The organism is Mycobacterium simulans (assembly GCF_900232995.1).
Classification (GTDB): domain Bacteria; phylum Actinomycetota; class Actinomycetes; order Mycobacteriales; family Mycobacteriaceae; genus Mycobacterium; species Mycobacterium simulans.
Genome location: NZ_OCVX01000003.1, coordinates 2,140,895 through 2,155,555 on the forward strand (window position 1 = coordinate 2,140,895; position 14,661 = coordinate 2,155,555).

The 14,661-nt window shown below is 64.6% G+C and carries 14 protein-coding genes and 1 pseudogene; 6 read left to right on the forward strand and 9 right to left on the reverse strand.

The features are described from left to right. Positions 1–803: pseudogene (locus tag MSIMFI_RS10350) on the forward strand (hypothetical protein); the annotation flags it as partial. Positions 804–810: 7 nt separating this feature from the next. Here the strand turns inward: MSIMFI_RS10350 and MSIMFI_RS10355 are convergent. The 9 genes from MSIMFI_RS10355 to MSIMFI_RS10395 all read right to left on the reverse strand — a co-directional run bounded on the left by MSIMFI_RS10355 (position 811) and on the right by MSIMFI_RS10395 (position 9,366). Beyond that, positions 811–1,230, reverse strand: coding sequence for a ketosteroid isomerase family protein (locus MSIMFI_RS10355; RefSeq protein ID WP_191497133.1), 420 nt, complete (start codon positions 1,228–1,230; stop codon positions 811–813). Positions 1,231–1,245: 15 nt separating this feature from the next. Then, the gene (locus MSIMFI_RS10360) at positions 1,246–3,261 is read right to left on the reverse strand and encodes an oxidoreductase (RefSeq protein WP_318187405.1); all 2,016 of its coding nucleotides are present in this window, start codon (positions 3,259–3,261) and stop codon (positions 1,246–1,248) included. Beyond that, on the reverse strand, positions 3,251–4,378 hold the full coding sequence (locus tag MSIMFI_RS10365) for an NDMA-dependent alcohol dehydrogenase (protein WP_186244818.1): 1,128 nt from the start codon (positions 4,376–4,378) through the stop codon (positions 3,251–3,253). Before MSIMFI_RS10365 ends, MSIMFI_RS10360 begins: the two co-directional genes overlap by 11 nt. Positions 4,379–4,529: 151 nt before the next feature. Next, positions 4,530–5,075: a nuclear transport factor 2 family protein gene (locus tag MSIMFI_RS10370; protein WP_191497135.1), complete on the reverse strand. Its 546-nt coding sequence runs from the start codon at positions 5,073–5,075 to the stop codon at positions 4,530–4,532. Continuing rightward, positions 5,075–5,293, reverse strand: coding sequence for a ferredoxin (locus MSIMFI_RS10375; protein WP_186244816.1), 219 nt, complete (start codon positions 5,291–5,293; stop codon positions 5,075–5,077). The genes MSIMFI_RS10370 and MSIMFI_RS10375 overlap by 1 nt, the downstream gene beginning before the upstream one ends. 5 nt (positions 5,294–5,298) lie before the next feature. Then, positions 5,299–6,654: a cytochrome P450 gene (locus MSIMFI_RS10380; protein WP_191497136.1), complete on the reverse strand. Its 1,356-nt coding sequence runs from the start codon at positions 6,652–6,654 to the stop codon at positions 5,299–5,301. A gap of 55 nt (positions 6,655–6,709) precedes the next feature. Continuing rightward, positions 6,710–7,537, reverse strand: a complete 828-nt coding sequence (locus tag MSIMFI_RS10385; protein ID WP_191497137.1) for an SDR family oxidoreductase — start codon at positions 7,535–7,537, stop codon at positions 6,710–6,712. Then, on the reverse strand, positions 7,538–8,746 hold the full coding sequence (locus tag MSIMFI_RS10390) for a cytochrome P450 (protein WP_191497138.1): 1,209 nt from the start codon (positions 8,744–8,746) through the stop codon (positions 7,538–7,540). Next, complete coding sequence (locus MSIMFI_RS10395) at positions 8,743–9,366, reverse strand: TetR/AcrR family transcriptional regulator (protein WP_224770145.1); 624 nt, start codon at positions 9,364–9,366, stop codon at positions 8,743–8,745. The genes MSIMFI_RS10390 and MSIMFI_RS10395 overlap by 4 nt, the downstream gene beginning before the upstream one ends. Before the next feature lie 209 nt (positions 9,367–9,575). Here MSIMFI_RS10395 and MSIMFI_RS10400 point away from each other — a divergent pair, with 209 nt between their 5' ends. From MSIMFI_RS10400 to purD, 5 genes are all read left to right on the forward strand, one after another. Next, a complete protein-coding gene (locus MSIMFI_RS10400) occupies positions 9,576–11,054 on the forward strand; it encodes an aldehyde dehydrogenase (protein WP_191497139.1) in 1,479 nt (492 codons plus the stop codon). Between the two features lie 11 nt (positions 11,055–11,065). Continuing rightward, a complete protein-coding gene (locus tag MSIMFI_RS10405) occupies positions 11,066–11,818 on the forward strand; it encodes an SDR family oxidoreductase (protein WP_191497140.1) in 753 nt (250 codons plus the stop codon). 103 nt (positions 11,819–11,921) lie between these two features. Beyond that, on the forward strand, positions 11,922–12,794 hold the full coding sequence (locus MSIMFI_RS10410) for an NAD(P)-dependent oxidoreductase (protein ID WP_191497141.1): 873 nt from the start codon (positions 11,922–11,924) through the stop codon (positions 12,792–12,794). Next, on the forward strand, positions 12,791–13,225 hold the full coding sequence (locus MSIMFI_RS10415; RefSeq protein ID WP_191497142.1) for a carboxymuconolactone decarboxylase family protein: 435 nt from the start codon (positions 12,791–12,793) through the stop codon (positions 13,223–13,225). Before MSIMFI_RS10410 ends, MSIMFI_RS10415 begins: the two co-directional genes overlap by 4 nt. Positions 13,226–13,392: 167 nt before the next feature. Beyond that, on the forward strand, positions 13,393–14,661 hold the full coding sequence (gene purD, locus MSIMFI_RS10420) for a phosphoribosylamine--glycine ligase (protein WP_191497143.1): 1,269 nt from the start codon (positions 13,393–13,395) through the stop codon (positions 14,659–14,661).

The window sequence follows — 14,661 nt, forward strand, 5'->3', positions numbered from 1 at the left end:
TGTCAAAGGTGGGCGGCGGGGTTGCCGGCGTGCAGCTGAACGCCGGCGAACAGGTGGCGAACAGCATCTCGTCGTCGCCGGCCAATCGCGTCGGGGTGGCCACCACCTTTGCCCTCTACGAGCTGAATCTCGACGGCGGCGGTAACCCGCAGATCCTGTGGCGCCAGGCCTACGACCGCGGCCCGGCCCGCAAGCCCGGACAACTGAGTTGGGGAACCGGTTCTACCCCAACCTATTTCGGTCCTACCGGTGCCGATTACCTCACTATCGTCGATAACGCCGACCCGGTAGTGCATGCGCTTGTCTACGAGTCCGGCACCGGCAACCTGATCTGCCAGCAACCGGTCCTGACCAAAGGTGGGCCCGGTAGCGAGAACTCACCGATCGGAGTGGGCAGCACCATGTTCATCGCCAGCACCTACGGCTACCCCTATCCGGCGGTTCCCCCGAACGCCGGACCGGCCGTTCCGCCGACGGCCCCGTTCATCGGCGGGATGACCAGGGTGGACGTCGACAACCCGGGCTGTCATACCGTGTGGGACAGCAACATTCGCAGCGCCGCGTTACCGCATCTGTCCACCGGGGACGGCCTGATCTACACCATCACCCGCTTTGGATTGGACACGACGACACCGGCCGACATATTTTCCTTCGCCGTCCTCGACCCCACCTCCGGGCAAGTGATACTGCAGCAACCGAAATCGGCCACCATCCTCAGCGACCCGATTCAGACCGCCACCATGGTGTTGATGGACAACAAGATCATGCAGGGCAACATCACCGGGCTAGGCCGCATCGGCTGAGCGGTTCTCACTCCTGCTTGCCGAACGTCATCGTCTCAAGGTTCCAGTACCCGCGCATATTCGTGATCAGCCCGGCGTCGTTGACCCGATAGGTGAACACTCCGCGGACCGAACTGGTGAACCCACCCTCAAACTTGCTGTCCAACACCAAGATATGAGCGATCTCGTTGGGTGAGCTGGACGGGAAGGTCTCCTCGCAGGTGATCGTTAGTTGGTTGGCCGCGATGTTGGTGTCGTAGAAGTTGGCGACCCCGTCCTTGCCCCTCACCCCGGTACCGTCCGGATTGGTGACGGACTTGCCGATCGGATCTTCGATGACGACGTCGTCGGCCATCAGCGCCAACCAGCCCTCGCGGTCGTGGGCTTGCACGCAGCGCCACGACGACTGCGATGCGGCCAGTGCGGGTGATTGGGCTGTCTGGGTCATTGTTCTCTCCTGTCGTTAAATGGCGCACGCGGCGCGGGCGCCGTCTTCGGTGGCTTTGCGGATCAGGCCCAGGCCGCTGCAGTCGCCGGCGGCGTGCATTTGGGTTTCGGGCAATGCGGCTGCTAGTTCGTCGAACAGTGACGTGTCGGGCTCGACGGTTCCGGCGATGACGACACTGTCCGCGGCCAATTCGCGGCTGGTGCCACCGGCGAGCGTGAACACCACGGCCTTTGGGGTGATTCGTTCGACGGCGGCACGAACGTGAACGGCAACGCCGAGGCGGTCCAGCCGGTCCATGTGTTCGGTCTTGCGTTTGTTGCCCACTTCCGGGGCGATATCCCTGCCGGCCTCGAGTATCGACACCAAGCGGCCGCGGCCGGCCAGAAACTCGGCGAGCTCCAGGGCGACGAGGTCGCCGCCGATAATGGTGACGCGTCGCCCGACCGGCATCCATACCCGTGTGGCCAGCCGAACCGGACCCGGGCGCACCAACCGCTGTCGCCAGCCGGCGAACAGCTGGCCATCGAGCAATTCACGCAGCCCAGGCCCGGTGCGAACGTGCGGCAGGTCAGCACCGGGAATCTCGGGCACCCTAACACGGCCGCCGGTGGCTACCACGACAGCGTCAGGCGCCGTTGCCACCACGTCGTCCGCCGAAACGGCGTGGTTTAAAAGCACTTTCGCAGTACTCATCCGGATCTCGTCGCACAGGTACCGCAGGAACGGCTGGTTCTCCGGATGCAGCACACATGCCCAGCGCAGTGCGCCACCCAGTTGCCCGCCACGCTCGAAGAGCGTGACCTGGTGGCCGCGTTCGGCGGCCACCAGCGCGGCTTCCAGTCCTGCGGGACCGCCGCCGACGACAACCACCCGCTTGGTGCGGACAGCGCGAGGTGCCGCCAGTTCACGTTCCTTGCCGGTGCGGGGATTGACCGCGCAGTCCACCGAGAAGCGTTGTTCCATCGCGTCGATGCAGTTTTCGCACGAGATGCACTTGCGGACCCGATGCGCCTGTCCGGACCACAGTTTGCGCGGCAGGTCGGGGTCGGCCAGCAGCGGCCGTCCCATTGCGATGAAGTCCGCGCGCCCGTCGGCCAGGATTCGTTCGGCGCCGGCAGGATCGTGAATCCGCCCGACGGCAACCACCGGCACATCGACCACCTGCTTGACGGCGGCCGCGGCGCCCACGTTGAGCTCGTCGCCGTGGTCGGCGCCATTGACCATGCCAGTGACGAGGCGATCGATGACGCCGCCGCTGACATGGAACGCGGAAACCCCGGCGGCGACGAGTTCGGGCGCGACTAAGGCGGTTTCGTAGATCGGTCGGCCCCCAGCAACGCGTTCATACCCCGAGATCCGCAACGTGATCGGGATCGCATCGCCGATTTCGGATCGAATGGCGGCCAGTGCCTCCAACACCACCCGCAACCGCCGCCGTGACGATCCCCCGTAGTCGTCGGTACGCCGATTACGTTGTGGGGCAAGGAAAGACCCGAGCAGCATATAGCCGTGCGCCGCGTGCAGCTCGATACCGTCGTAGCCCGCCTCGGCGGCGCGCCGGGCCGCGGCCTTGAACAGGTCCAATACCGCGGCCAGATGCTGGACACTGATCTCGGCCGACGGACGGCCGGTCAGATACGACGGAATCACCGACGGCCCCAGCGACGTGACACCGAATATCTCCGGTCCCAGGCCGTCGGGTCCGGCGTGCACAATCTGAGGCTGGATCCTGGCGCCATGTTCGTGCACCACGTCCACCAGCGCCCGGTGCGCGTCGACGGCAGCGTCGGTAGCCAGATGCAGCCCACCGGGAGTCTCCGGATGCTGATTGTCGACTCCGGTGGCGCCCAACGTGATTAGCCCGACGCCACCCTTCGCGCGGGCGACGAAGTAGTCACGGGTCCGCGCCGACGGCAGCCCGTCCGGGGTGCCGTACATCGTCTCCATGGGAGCCATGACCACCCGGTTGCGCACCGTCATGGCGCCGATCCGTCCCGGCGCCGACAGGTGCGGAAAGCGATTACCGATCAGCGTCTGTGTACCGGATCACGCCGCGAATGTTCTTGCCGTCCAGCATGTCCTGATAGCCGTCGTTGATCTGCTCGAGCTTGTACTGGGTGGTGACCATGTCGTCGAGGTTCAGCTTGCCGGCCTTGTACATGGACAACAGCTTCGGGATGTCGTACTGCGGATTGCCGCCGCCAAAGATGGTGCCCTGCAGGTTCTTCTGCATCAGGGTCAACATCGCCAGGTTGAGGTTCACCTGACTGTCGACCAGGCTGCCGATCGCCGTCACCACGCAGGTCCCGCCCTTGGCGGTGATCGTGAGGTAAGCGTCCATGTCGGAGCCCTTGAGTTCGCCGACGGTAAGGATCACCTTGTGGGCCATCAAGCCGTAGGTGGCCTCGGCGATGCCCGCCAGTGCCGCGTCGATATCGGGGTAGACGTGGGTGGCGCCGAATTTGAGGGCCTGATCGCGCTTCCATTCCACCGGATCGATCGCGAAGATGAAGCGCGCGCCGGCGCTGACCGCGCCCTGGAGCGCAGCGATGCCGACCCCGCCGATACCGACGATGGCGACGTCGTCACCGGGGCGGATGTCGGCGGTGCGGACCGCCGAGCCGTAGCCGGTGGTCACGCCGCAGCCGACCAGGCAGGCGACCTCGAAGGGCACCGACGGGTCGATCTTCACGACCGAGCTGCGGTGCACCACCATGTACGGGGAGAACGTGCCCAGCAATGTCATCGGGTAGACGTTCTGGCCTCGGGCTTGGATGCGGAAGGTTCCGTCGGAGACCGCCGCGCCGTTCAACAACCCCGCGCCCAGGTCGCACAGGTTGCGCATGCCCGCCTGACATGTTGCACAGTTCCCACAGGACGGGATGAACGACAACACCACGTGGTCGCCCGGGGCGATGTCCTCCACGCCGGGTCCAACTTCAGTGACGATGCCCGCGCCCTCATGTCCGCCGAGCACCGGGAAGCCCAGCATTGGGATGCCACCGGTGACCAGGTGGTGGTCGGAGTGGCACATGCCCGCCGCTTCCATCTGGATCTTGACCTCGTCCTTAACGGGGTCGCCAATCTCGATTTCCTCGATGGACCATGGCTGGTTGAACTCCCAGAGCAGCGCGCCTTTTGTCTTCACGTTGTACCTGACCCCATTTCGCCTTTGAACTGATCAGAACTGCCGGACTCCGTCATGCCCGACAGCGTGGTGACGAGCGCCGCAGGCACTCCTTTCGCGTCAGCATAGCGTGTGCAACAAAACAAATGCTTGGTTGGCTGTCTCGGTGGGCTCACCAGATGGGTACCGGGGCCTTGCCCAAGGGGTAGTAACCAGGCAGTTTCTCCCCCGCAAGGCTGCGCTCGATTCGCTTTTGCATGCCCTTGGACAGCTTGCCCGCTTTCATCAGGTCCATATAGAGCGACTGGACGTGGCCGAAGTCGAAGAAATCTCGCTGCCACTCGATCTTGGCGTCGGCGTTGAGGCGGAACCAGCTGCCCCCGATGCCGTAGATCTCGGACTGCGTGCCGTCGGAGTCGGTGGCGATCTGCTTCCAGAAGCCGACGATCTCGCCCTGCTTGTCGTCGATGATGACCTTCTGGTACGGGTACTGCCAGTTCTCCAGGCCCTCCATCTCCAGGCCGAGGGCGATGTCGCGGATCTCGTCGATGCCCATGCACATCACGTCTTCTTTGGGCCCGATGTTCCAGCCATAGGTGGCATCGTCGGCGTAAAACTCTGCGAGCGGCTTCCAGTCGCCTTCGCGCTCGGCCGTGCGGTTGGCCTCCAGCCAGCGCTCGACCCAAGCCTCCAGTTCCTCGCGGGGGAGTGACGCCATTATGAGCCTTCCTTCTCTTTGATGAATAGCGCTTGGGTAGGGCAACTTTCGACCGCACGCTCAACTTCGTCGCGGGCCTCTTCGGGCGGTTCGGGGTCGACGATCTCAACCTTGCCCCGCTTGGGCACCCGAAAGAAGTCCGGCGCCTCGAGTTGGCACATGGCATGGCCCTGACACAATTCCAAATCTGCTTCGACTTTGAAGCCCCGCGAGCCCATGAGGCTTAACCCCCACCGCGTTTGCGATAGCGGACCTTGGCCGGCCTGGCCAGCTGCACGACCATCTTCGAATGGTCGTTGCGGTAGCTGTCGGCGGGCTGAGCCATCTCAAACTCGTACTCGCGCAACAACACCGAGAAGATCGCCTTGATCTGCATGGTCGCGAAAGCGGCACCGACACAACGGTGCCGGCCCGCGCCAAACGGAATCCAGGTCCACCGGTTGGCGATGTCGGCCTGCTCGGGTTTGTTGTAGCGGCCCGGGTTGAACGCGTCGGGGTCGGGAAAGTCCTCGGGAATTCGGTTCGAGATCGCCGGAGATGCGGCCACGTAATCCCCGTCGTGGATGGGGAAACCCTCGACCTCGAACTCGTCCTTGGCGACCCGCATCAGGATGATCAGCGGCGGGTGCAGGCGCAGGGTCTCCTTGACCACGTTGTCCAGCTTCGGAATCTGGCGCAGCGCATGGAAACTCACCTCCTGGCCGTCGGCGTAGAGCTCCTCGAGCTCGGCGAGCACCTCGGCGTAGATCTCGGGGTGCCGGATCAGCTCGATCAACGTCCACGCCGACGTGCCCGAACTGGTGTGGTGTCCGGCGAACATCAGTGAGATGAACATTCCGGTGACCTCGTCGGCGGAGAACCGGGGATTGCCCGCTTCGTCTTTGATCGACACCAACACGTCGAGCATGTCGCGGTCGCTCTTGGCCTGCGGCGGATTCGCGACCCGCTGATTCATGATGTCCTGCACCAGACCCACCAGCTCATTGCGCGCTTGGTCGCGCCGCTGGAAGCTCTCGATCGGCAGGTAGGGGTCGACGTAGCACAGCGGGTCGGTGCCGCGCTCCAGCTCGTGGTAGTAGTGCGCGAACCGGGAGTCGAGCTGGTTGCGGAACTTCAGGCCGATCAGGCAGGCCGTCGAGGTGTAGATGGTCAATTCGGCGAAGAAGTCCAGTAAGTCGATTTCGCCTTCGTCGCCCCAGTCGGCGACCATCCGCTTTACTTCGCCCTCGATGGTGGCGGCGTGCCCTTTCATCTGCTCGCCCCGCAACGCCGAGTTGTGCAGCATCTCCTTGCGCCGCTCGGGACTTGCGTCGAAAACCACGCCCTTGCCGAAGATCGGCGTCATGAACGGGTACGCCTCGGCCTGGTCCAGATCCTCATCCGCGGAACGGAAGAAGAACTCGTTCGCGTCGGCGCCGGACAGCAGGATGACGTGCTTGTCGGCCAACTGGAACCATCCGACGTCACCGCACTCGTCGCGAACCCGTCGCATGAGCCCGATCGGGTCGGTGCGGAATTCTTCCAGGTGTCCGTGTTCTTGCTGGCCGCCGGAAACCCGCGGCACTATCGCTGTTGTCATATTGCTCACTCCTCATCGGCGCTCGTTCCTCGCGCCGCATCGTCGTTTCGCGAAGTCATTTGTCTTCCAACGCCTTCTCGTCCACTTTCAGTTGCTGGCGTTCCTTCGTCGCGGCCAACGGAGCTTCGGGCTGCAGCTCCATGTTGGCGATGAATCCGCCGCGCGGCGTCTCGGCGACGAACGTGATCGCCCGAGCTAGGTCGGACGCCCGGAGAAAATAGTTGTGGCGTGCCTGACCCCACTTGGCCCAGTCCTCCAAGGCCGGGCCGACCGACTCAAGCGGCAGGCTCCAGCCCATGCCGGTCTTGGTGGGGCCCGGGTGCACGATCGATGCGCGAACTCCGGTGCCTTCGAGTTCCATCTGCAGATTGGTCACCATCGCCAGCAGTGCCGCCTTCGCGGCGCCGTAGGCCCCCATGTGCGGGCGCTGTCGCAGGGCGACATCGGAGCCAACGAAAATCAGGTCGCCCCGCTGGCGCTCGACCATGCCCGGAAGCACCGCGGTGGTCAACCTGTTGGCGCCGATCAAGTGGATCTGGATCTGCGATTCGAAAGATTCGGTGTCGATCTCGTGCAACCGTCCGAAGAAGGTGTCGCCGGCGCCGGTGACCAGAACCTCGATATCGCCGAGCCGCTCGGCGGCTTGGTGCACAAAGCCTTTGACGGAGTCGGCGTCGGTGACGTCGAGCGGCAGCGCGATTGCCTCGCCCCCGTCGGCGATGATGTTCTCGGCGATCTCCTGACACTTCTCGACCCGTCGTGCGCCCAGGGCGACCGGAAAGCCGTGGGCGGCAAGCTCAACGGCGGTGGCCGCGCCGATGCCCGACGACGCACCGGCGACGAGCGCGGGTCGACGGGCCGGATGAGGTTCGAAGCGAGGCATTTAATTGGTCTCCACCGTGATCGGAAGATTGGCGAATCCACGCACATTGCTGGAGTGCACGCGTACGGCGCTTTCTTCGTCCACCTCGTAGCCGCGGATCCGGCTGAATAGTTCGTTCAGCGAGACCCGCGCTTCCATCCGGGCCAGATGCGCGCCCAGGCAAAAGTGTGCTCCGCTGCCGAAACTGACCAGCTTCGACCCGATTTCGCGGCCAATGCGGTATTCGTCGGGGCTGTCGAAAACCCGGTCATCGCGGTTGGCCGAGCCCGGGAGCAGTAGTAACACGTCACCTTGGCGCAACGTGGTGTCGTACAACGTGAGATCTTGCGAGACGGTGCGGGCCAGAATCTGACTGGATGTGTCATAGCGCAGGGTTTCCTCTACCCACAACGGAATTCGCGAGTGATCGGCGAACACTCCGGCCAGCTGATCGGGATGGCGGGCTCCCCAGTAGGCGGCGTTGGCCAGCAGCTTGGTGGTGGTCTCATTGCCGGCGATCACCATGAGGAACAGGAACGCCATGATCTCGTCGTCGCTGAGCTTGTCACCGTCGATCTCGGCCTCAAGCAATGCCGACGTGAGATTGTCGGCGGGATGCTTGCGGAACTCCGCGATCAGGTCGATGTAATACCGCATCAGGTCCATCGATGCCTGCATCGCCGACGGTGGAACGTCGGGCATCCCGTCCTCGCGGTGCAGCACGCCGTCGGCGAGCTCGCGGATGCGAGTCCGGTCGGGCTCGGGGACGCCCATGAGCTCGGAGATGACGTCCATCGGCAGTTTGCCGGCGAATTCCGTTACAAAATCGAAGCGTTCGCTTTCCAAGGCCGAATCCAGGTGAGTGCGGGCCAATTCAAGCACCCGTGGCTCGAGTTCGCGGATGCGGCGCGGGGTGAAGCCCTTGGACACCAGGGCGCGCAGTCGCAAATGCGCGGGATCGTCCATGGCCAGCATCGACATCACCCGGTACGCCTCGGAGGTGCGCGAGGACGGATCCAGTGATACGCCATACACATTCGACAGTGAGGTGCTGTTGCGAAAGCCCTGTAGTACGTCTTGGTGGCGCGACAACGCCCAGAATTTCAGCCGCTCATTGTGGTATAGCGGGGCTTCGTCGCGCAGCCGCCGGTAGTACGGGTACGGATCTTCGTGGAAGTCGTAGTCGTAGGGATCCAGGACCAGCTCCGGGTTGCCAACATGGACAGTCATGTCCCACTATCCTTTCCGGCCTCTTCGGCACCGGCAAGGATGAGGCCGACCACGTCGGTCAGCCTGTCGGCGATCTCCTGATAGGTGAACTGTCCACTGCCGGCCTGTACCAGTGCGCCGAAAAACGCCATCTCGAGCGCAGAAACCGTGTTGGGTTTGGCCCCCGGGCCGATGGCCGACGCGATGCGGCGATGGATCTCCGCGCCGATCCGGTCGCGGACGGCGCGCACCGCGGGGTCGGCGCTACCGCCGAGCAATGCAGCGGTGCACGCCGCGCCGACCTCGGGTTCGTCGGCGACTACCAGGGCCAGATGCCGTAGCGCCTGCTCTACTCGGGCGGGCAGCGGGTCGTTGACGTCGGTGAAGAACGGCACTTGTCGGACGAGATCGAGATACACCTCGGCAATCAGGTGGTTCTTCGACGAGAAATACGTATAGGCCGTCGCCGGAGCCACCTTGGCGCGCGCCGCCACCATGCGGACCGTCAGGTCAGAGTAGGAGTTCTCCCGCAGGGTCTCCATGCCGGCCGCCAGCACCTTGCGGAAGGTTTCCTCCTGGCGGCGGTTGCGTGGTGCTTGCCCGGTGTCGGGTATGACCGAAGCCAGTGCATCGCTGGACACATGTCCAAGCTAGAGGATGCTTGCGACATGAGGCAAGTACGGTTTGCGAATAAGCAGCTCAATATCGGATTTTATGACGCTGCGGCGCGCCGGACGAGATCGAAGGTTGCACCTGTTGGGCTCCGACGGTTATGGTTCGAGAAAGATATATCGGACAGCTGTCCACTATTGAGCATTTGCATAACAAGCGCGGTAGGCGGGAGTGGTAGATGGCCGACAGCTCACTATTGGCCAACGGCGTCAGTGCACTCTTCATCGACGGCAAGCTGTCGGAAGGCCGCGCGGGAACCTTCCCGACGATCAACCCGGCCACCGAGGAGGTACTGGGGCTGGCCGCCGACGCTGACGCCGAGGACATGGGCCGCGCCGTCGAGGCGGCGCGACGGGCCTTCGACGAGACCGACTGGTCGCGCAACACCGAATTGCGAGTGCGGTGTGTGCGGCAGCTGCGCGATGCGCTGCAGCACCACATCGAAAGATTGCGAGAACTGACCATTTCCGAAGTCGGCGCGCCGCGGATGCTCACCGCCGCCGCCCAGTTGGAAGGCCCGGTCAACGACCTCGCATTCTCGGCAGACACCGCCGAGTCCTACGTGTGGAACCAGGACCTTGGTCAGGCATCGCCGATGGGCATCCCCACCCGACGCACCATCGCCCGGGAAGCGGTCGGCGTCGTCGGCGCCATCACCCCGTGGAACTTCCCGCACCAGATCAACCTCGCCAAGCTGGGTCCCGCTCTGGCGGCGGGTAACACCCTCGTCCTGAAGCCGGCGCCGGACACACCGTGGTGTGCGGCCGTGCTGGGCGAGATCATCGCCGAGCGCACCGATTTCCCGCCCGGCGTCGTCAACATCGTCACCTCCAGCGACCACAGCCTGGGCGCGCTGTTGGCGAAAGACCCTCGGGTAGACATGGTTTCGTTCACCGGCTCCACCGCCACCGGCCGCAGCGTGATGGCCGACGCCGCCGCCACCGTCAAGCGGGTGTTCCTCGAGCTGGGTGGCAAGTCGGCTTTCGTTGTGCTCGATGACGCCGACCTGGCCGCTGCCAGTGGGGTGTCGGCGTTCACCGCATGCATGCACGCCGGGCAAGGTTGTGCAATCACCACCCGGCTGGTGGTGCCGCGCGCCCGCTACGACGAGGCGGTCGCCGTCGCCGCGGGCACCATGTCGTCGATCAAGCCCGGCGATCCCAACGATCCGGGAACCGTTTGCGGACCGTTGATTTCGGCGCGCCAGCGAGACCGGGTACAGGGCTACCTCGACCTAGCGATCGCCGAGGGCGGGACGTTCGCCTGCGGTGGTGGTCGACCGGCCAATAGGGATATCGGTTTCTTCATCGAGCCCACCGTGATCGCGGGTCTGGGCAACGACGCCCGGCCCGCAAGGGAGGAGATCTTCGGGCCGGTGCTCACGGTGATCGCCCACGACGGCGACGACGACGCCGTGCGGATCGCCAACGACTCGCCGTACGGTTTGTCGGGCACCGTGTATAGCGCCGACCCGGACCGGGCCGCGGCGGTTGCGGCGCGGCTGCGGGTGGGCACCGTCAACGTCAACGGTGGTGTCTGGTATTCCGCCGATGCACCGTTCGGGGGTTACAAGCAATCCGGCAATGGTCGCGAGATGGGGATTGCCGGGTTCGAAGAGTACCTAGAAACCAAACTCGTTGCGACAGCGGCGACTTAAAGGAGAGCGGTGTGGCGCAATTCGAAAACAAGGTGGCCATCGTCACCGGGGCTGCTCAGGGAATCGGCCGGGCGTATGCTGAGGCCCTGGCTCGCGAAGGCGCGTCAGTGGTCGTGGCCGATATCAATGCCGATGCCGCCAAGACGGCGGCCAAACAGATCGTCGCCGACGGCGGCGCGGCAATCCATGTGCCCGTTGATGTTTCCGACGAGGAGTCGACAAAGGCCATGGCTGATCGCACCGTCAGCGAATTCGGTGGCATTGACTACCTGGTGAACAACGCCGCGATCTACGGCGGTATGAAACTCGACCTGTTGCTGACAGTGCCGTTGGACTACTACAAGAAGTTCATGAGCGTCAACCACGACGGTGTGCTGCTGTGCACCCGCGCGGTGTACAAGAAGATGGCCAAGCGCGGCGGTGGCGCAATCGTGAATCAATCCTCCACCGCGGCATGGTTGTACTCCAACTTCTACGGACTGGCCAAAGTGGGCGTCAACGGTCTGACCCAACAGCTTTCGCGTGAGCTCGGCGGAATGAACATCCGGATCAACGCGATAGCGCCGGGTCCGATCGACACCGAAGCGACCAGGAACGTCACGCCCGGCGAATTCGTCAACGACACGGTCAAGCAGATTCCGCTGTCCCGGATCGGCACACCCGACGATCTGGTGGGCATGTGCCTGTTCCTGCTGAGCGATCAGGCCTCCTGGATCACCGGGCAGATCTTCAATGTCGATGGCGGACAGATCATCCGATCATGAGCACGCGCCGGCGACGATGCAGAACGAAGTGATGAGGAGGAGCGGCGCAAATGGCCACCGCCGGCGACGATGCAGAACGAAGTGATGAGGAGGAGCGGCGCAAATGGCTGAAGCCGTGAAGCTCGGATACATCGGCCTGGGCAACCAGGGCGCGCCGATGGCCAAGCGCTACCTCGACTGGCCGGGCGGCCTGACGGTCTTCGATATGCGGGCCGAGGCCATGGCCCCCTTTGCCGACGGCGGCGCGACCGCGGCGGCCAGCATCGCCGAAGTCGCCGATGCCGACGTCATCAGCATCACCGTGTTCAACGATGCGCAGGTGCGCGAGGTGATTACCGGGGACGACGGATTGGCGGCGCACGCCAAGCCGGGGACCATTGTCGCTATTCATTCCACGATCAGTGACATCACCGCGGTCGAGCTGGCACGCGAGTTCAAGCCGCAAGGGATTCACATCGTGGACGCCCCGGTCAGCGGCGGCGCGGGCGCGGCCGCCAACGGTGATCTGGCAACCATGGTGGGCGCCGACGACGAGACGTTCCAACGGATCAAAGAGCCGTTTTCGCGGTGGGCATCGGTGGTGATCCATGCCGGCGAGCCGGGCGCGGGGACCAGGATGAAGCTGGCGCGCAACATGTTGACGTTTATCTCCTATGCGGCCGCGGCCGAGGCGGAGAGGCTGGCCGAAGCAAGCGGCCTGAGCCTGCGGGCGCTTGCCAAAGTGGTCCGCCACACCGACTCCCTCACCGGCGGCGCGTCGGCCATCATGTTTCGCACGACGACGGCGGCAATGGAACCCGAAGATCCGCTCCGTCCCTTGTTGGAGCACACCCGCGAGCTGGGGGAGAAGGATCTGAGCCTGGCGCTGGCGTTGGGTGAGTCGGTATCGGTAGACCTGCCGCTGGCCCGGGTGGCATTCGAACGGCTGGCCGAGGGCCTTGGAGTACCACGTACGGACACGCCGAAGGAGACGTGATGGACGAATTGCGCCGCAAGGGCCTGGACAAGATGAACGAGGTCTACGCCTGGGACATGCCCGACATGCCGGGCGAATACTTTGCCCTCACCGTCGATCACCTCTTCGGCAGAATCTGGACCCGCCCCGGGCTGTCCATGCGTGACCGCCGGATGGCGGTGATCGCCGTCCTGACCGCGCAGGGCCAGTCGGACCTGTTGGAGGTTCAGGTCAATGCCGTGCTGCACAACGAGGAGTTCACCCTCGACGAGCTGCGTGAACTCGCGGTGTTCATCACGCACTACGTCGGCTTCCCGTTGGGGTCGAGGCTGAACAGCGCGATCGAGCGGGTCGCGGGCAAGCGTAAGAAGGCAGCCGAGAACGGCGCCGAGGCGGATACTAAAGCGAACGTCGCCGAGGTGCTGGCCAAGGAAGCCGGTAAATCGGGCTAGCTCGCGCTCCCCAGCGGCCGAGAGGGGGCGGCCGGTGGGGAGCCCCGGGCGCCCTGCGGCTTTGACCGTGCGTACAGGGCGGGATCCGCGCGAATTTTCCGCCCTGTGAACACCCTCGAAGCCCTAGCAACACACTCAGACGCAGCCTCCGGCTAGTCTGAGGTCTCGTGCGCGTCCTGGTGATCGGTTCCGGTGCCCGTGAACATGCTCTGCTGCTGGCGCTGAGCAGTGACCCGACAGTGACCGGACTAATCATCGCTCCCGGCAACGCCGGCACCGCCCGGCTGGCCGAACAGCATCAGGTCGACATCACCTCCGGTGATGAGGTCGTGGCCCTGGCCCGCGAGGTCCGCGCCGACATGGTAGTCATCGGCCCCGAGGTGCCGCTCGTGCTCGGTGTCGCCGACGCCGTGCGCGCTGCCGGCATCGTGTGCTTTGGTCCAAGCAAGGAGGCGGCTCGCATCGAGGGCTCCAAAGCATTCGCCAAGGAAGTCATGGCCGCGGCCGGGGTGCGCACCGCAAGAAGTGAAATCGTCGACAACCCAGCATATTTGGACATCACCCTGGATCGATTCGGACCTCCCGCCGGCGACCCGGCCTGGGTGGTCAAAGACGACCACTTGGCCGCCGGCAAGGGCGTGGTCGTGACACCGGATCGCGATGCCGCACGCGCCCACGCCGCCGGCCTGCTCGAATCCGGGCACCCGGTGCTGCTGGAGTCCTTTCTCGACGGACCCGAGGTTTCGCTGTTCTGCGTGGTCGACGGCGCAACGGTGGTGCCGCTGCTGCCGGCGCAGGACTTCAAGCGCGTCGGCGACGGCGATACCGGACCCAACACCGGCGGCATGGGCGCATATGCGCCGCTTCCGTGGCTGCCCGACGACGTCTGCCGTGAAATAGTCAGCCAGATCGTCGAACCCGTTGCGGCCGAGCTGGTTCGGCGAGACAGTCCGTTTTGCGGATTGCTCTATGCCGGGCTCGCGATCACCACAAACGGCCCTGCCGTGGTCGAATTCAATTGCCGCTTTGGCGATCCGGAGACGCAGGCGGTGCTGGCGCTGCTGGATTCGCCGCTCGGCCAGCTGCTGTATGCCGCCGGCACCGGCAAGCTGGCCGATTTCGACGCGTTGCGCTGGCGCGACGGTGCCGCCGTGACCGTGGTGTTGGCCGCCGAGAATTATCCCGGACGCCCCCGGGTTGGCGACGTCGTCGTCGGCTCCGAAGCCGAAGGGGTGTTACATGCCGGGACCGTCCAACGCGACGACGGCGTGATCGTCTCGTCGGGCGGCCGGGTGCTGTCGGTGGTCGGAACCGGTGGCGACCTGGCGGCGGCGCGAGCTCATGCATACGACGTACTCAGCTCGATTCGATTGCCAGGAAGTCATTTCCGCACCGATATCGGTCTGAATGCGGCCGGCGGAAAGATCAGCGTCTAG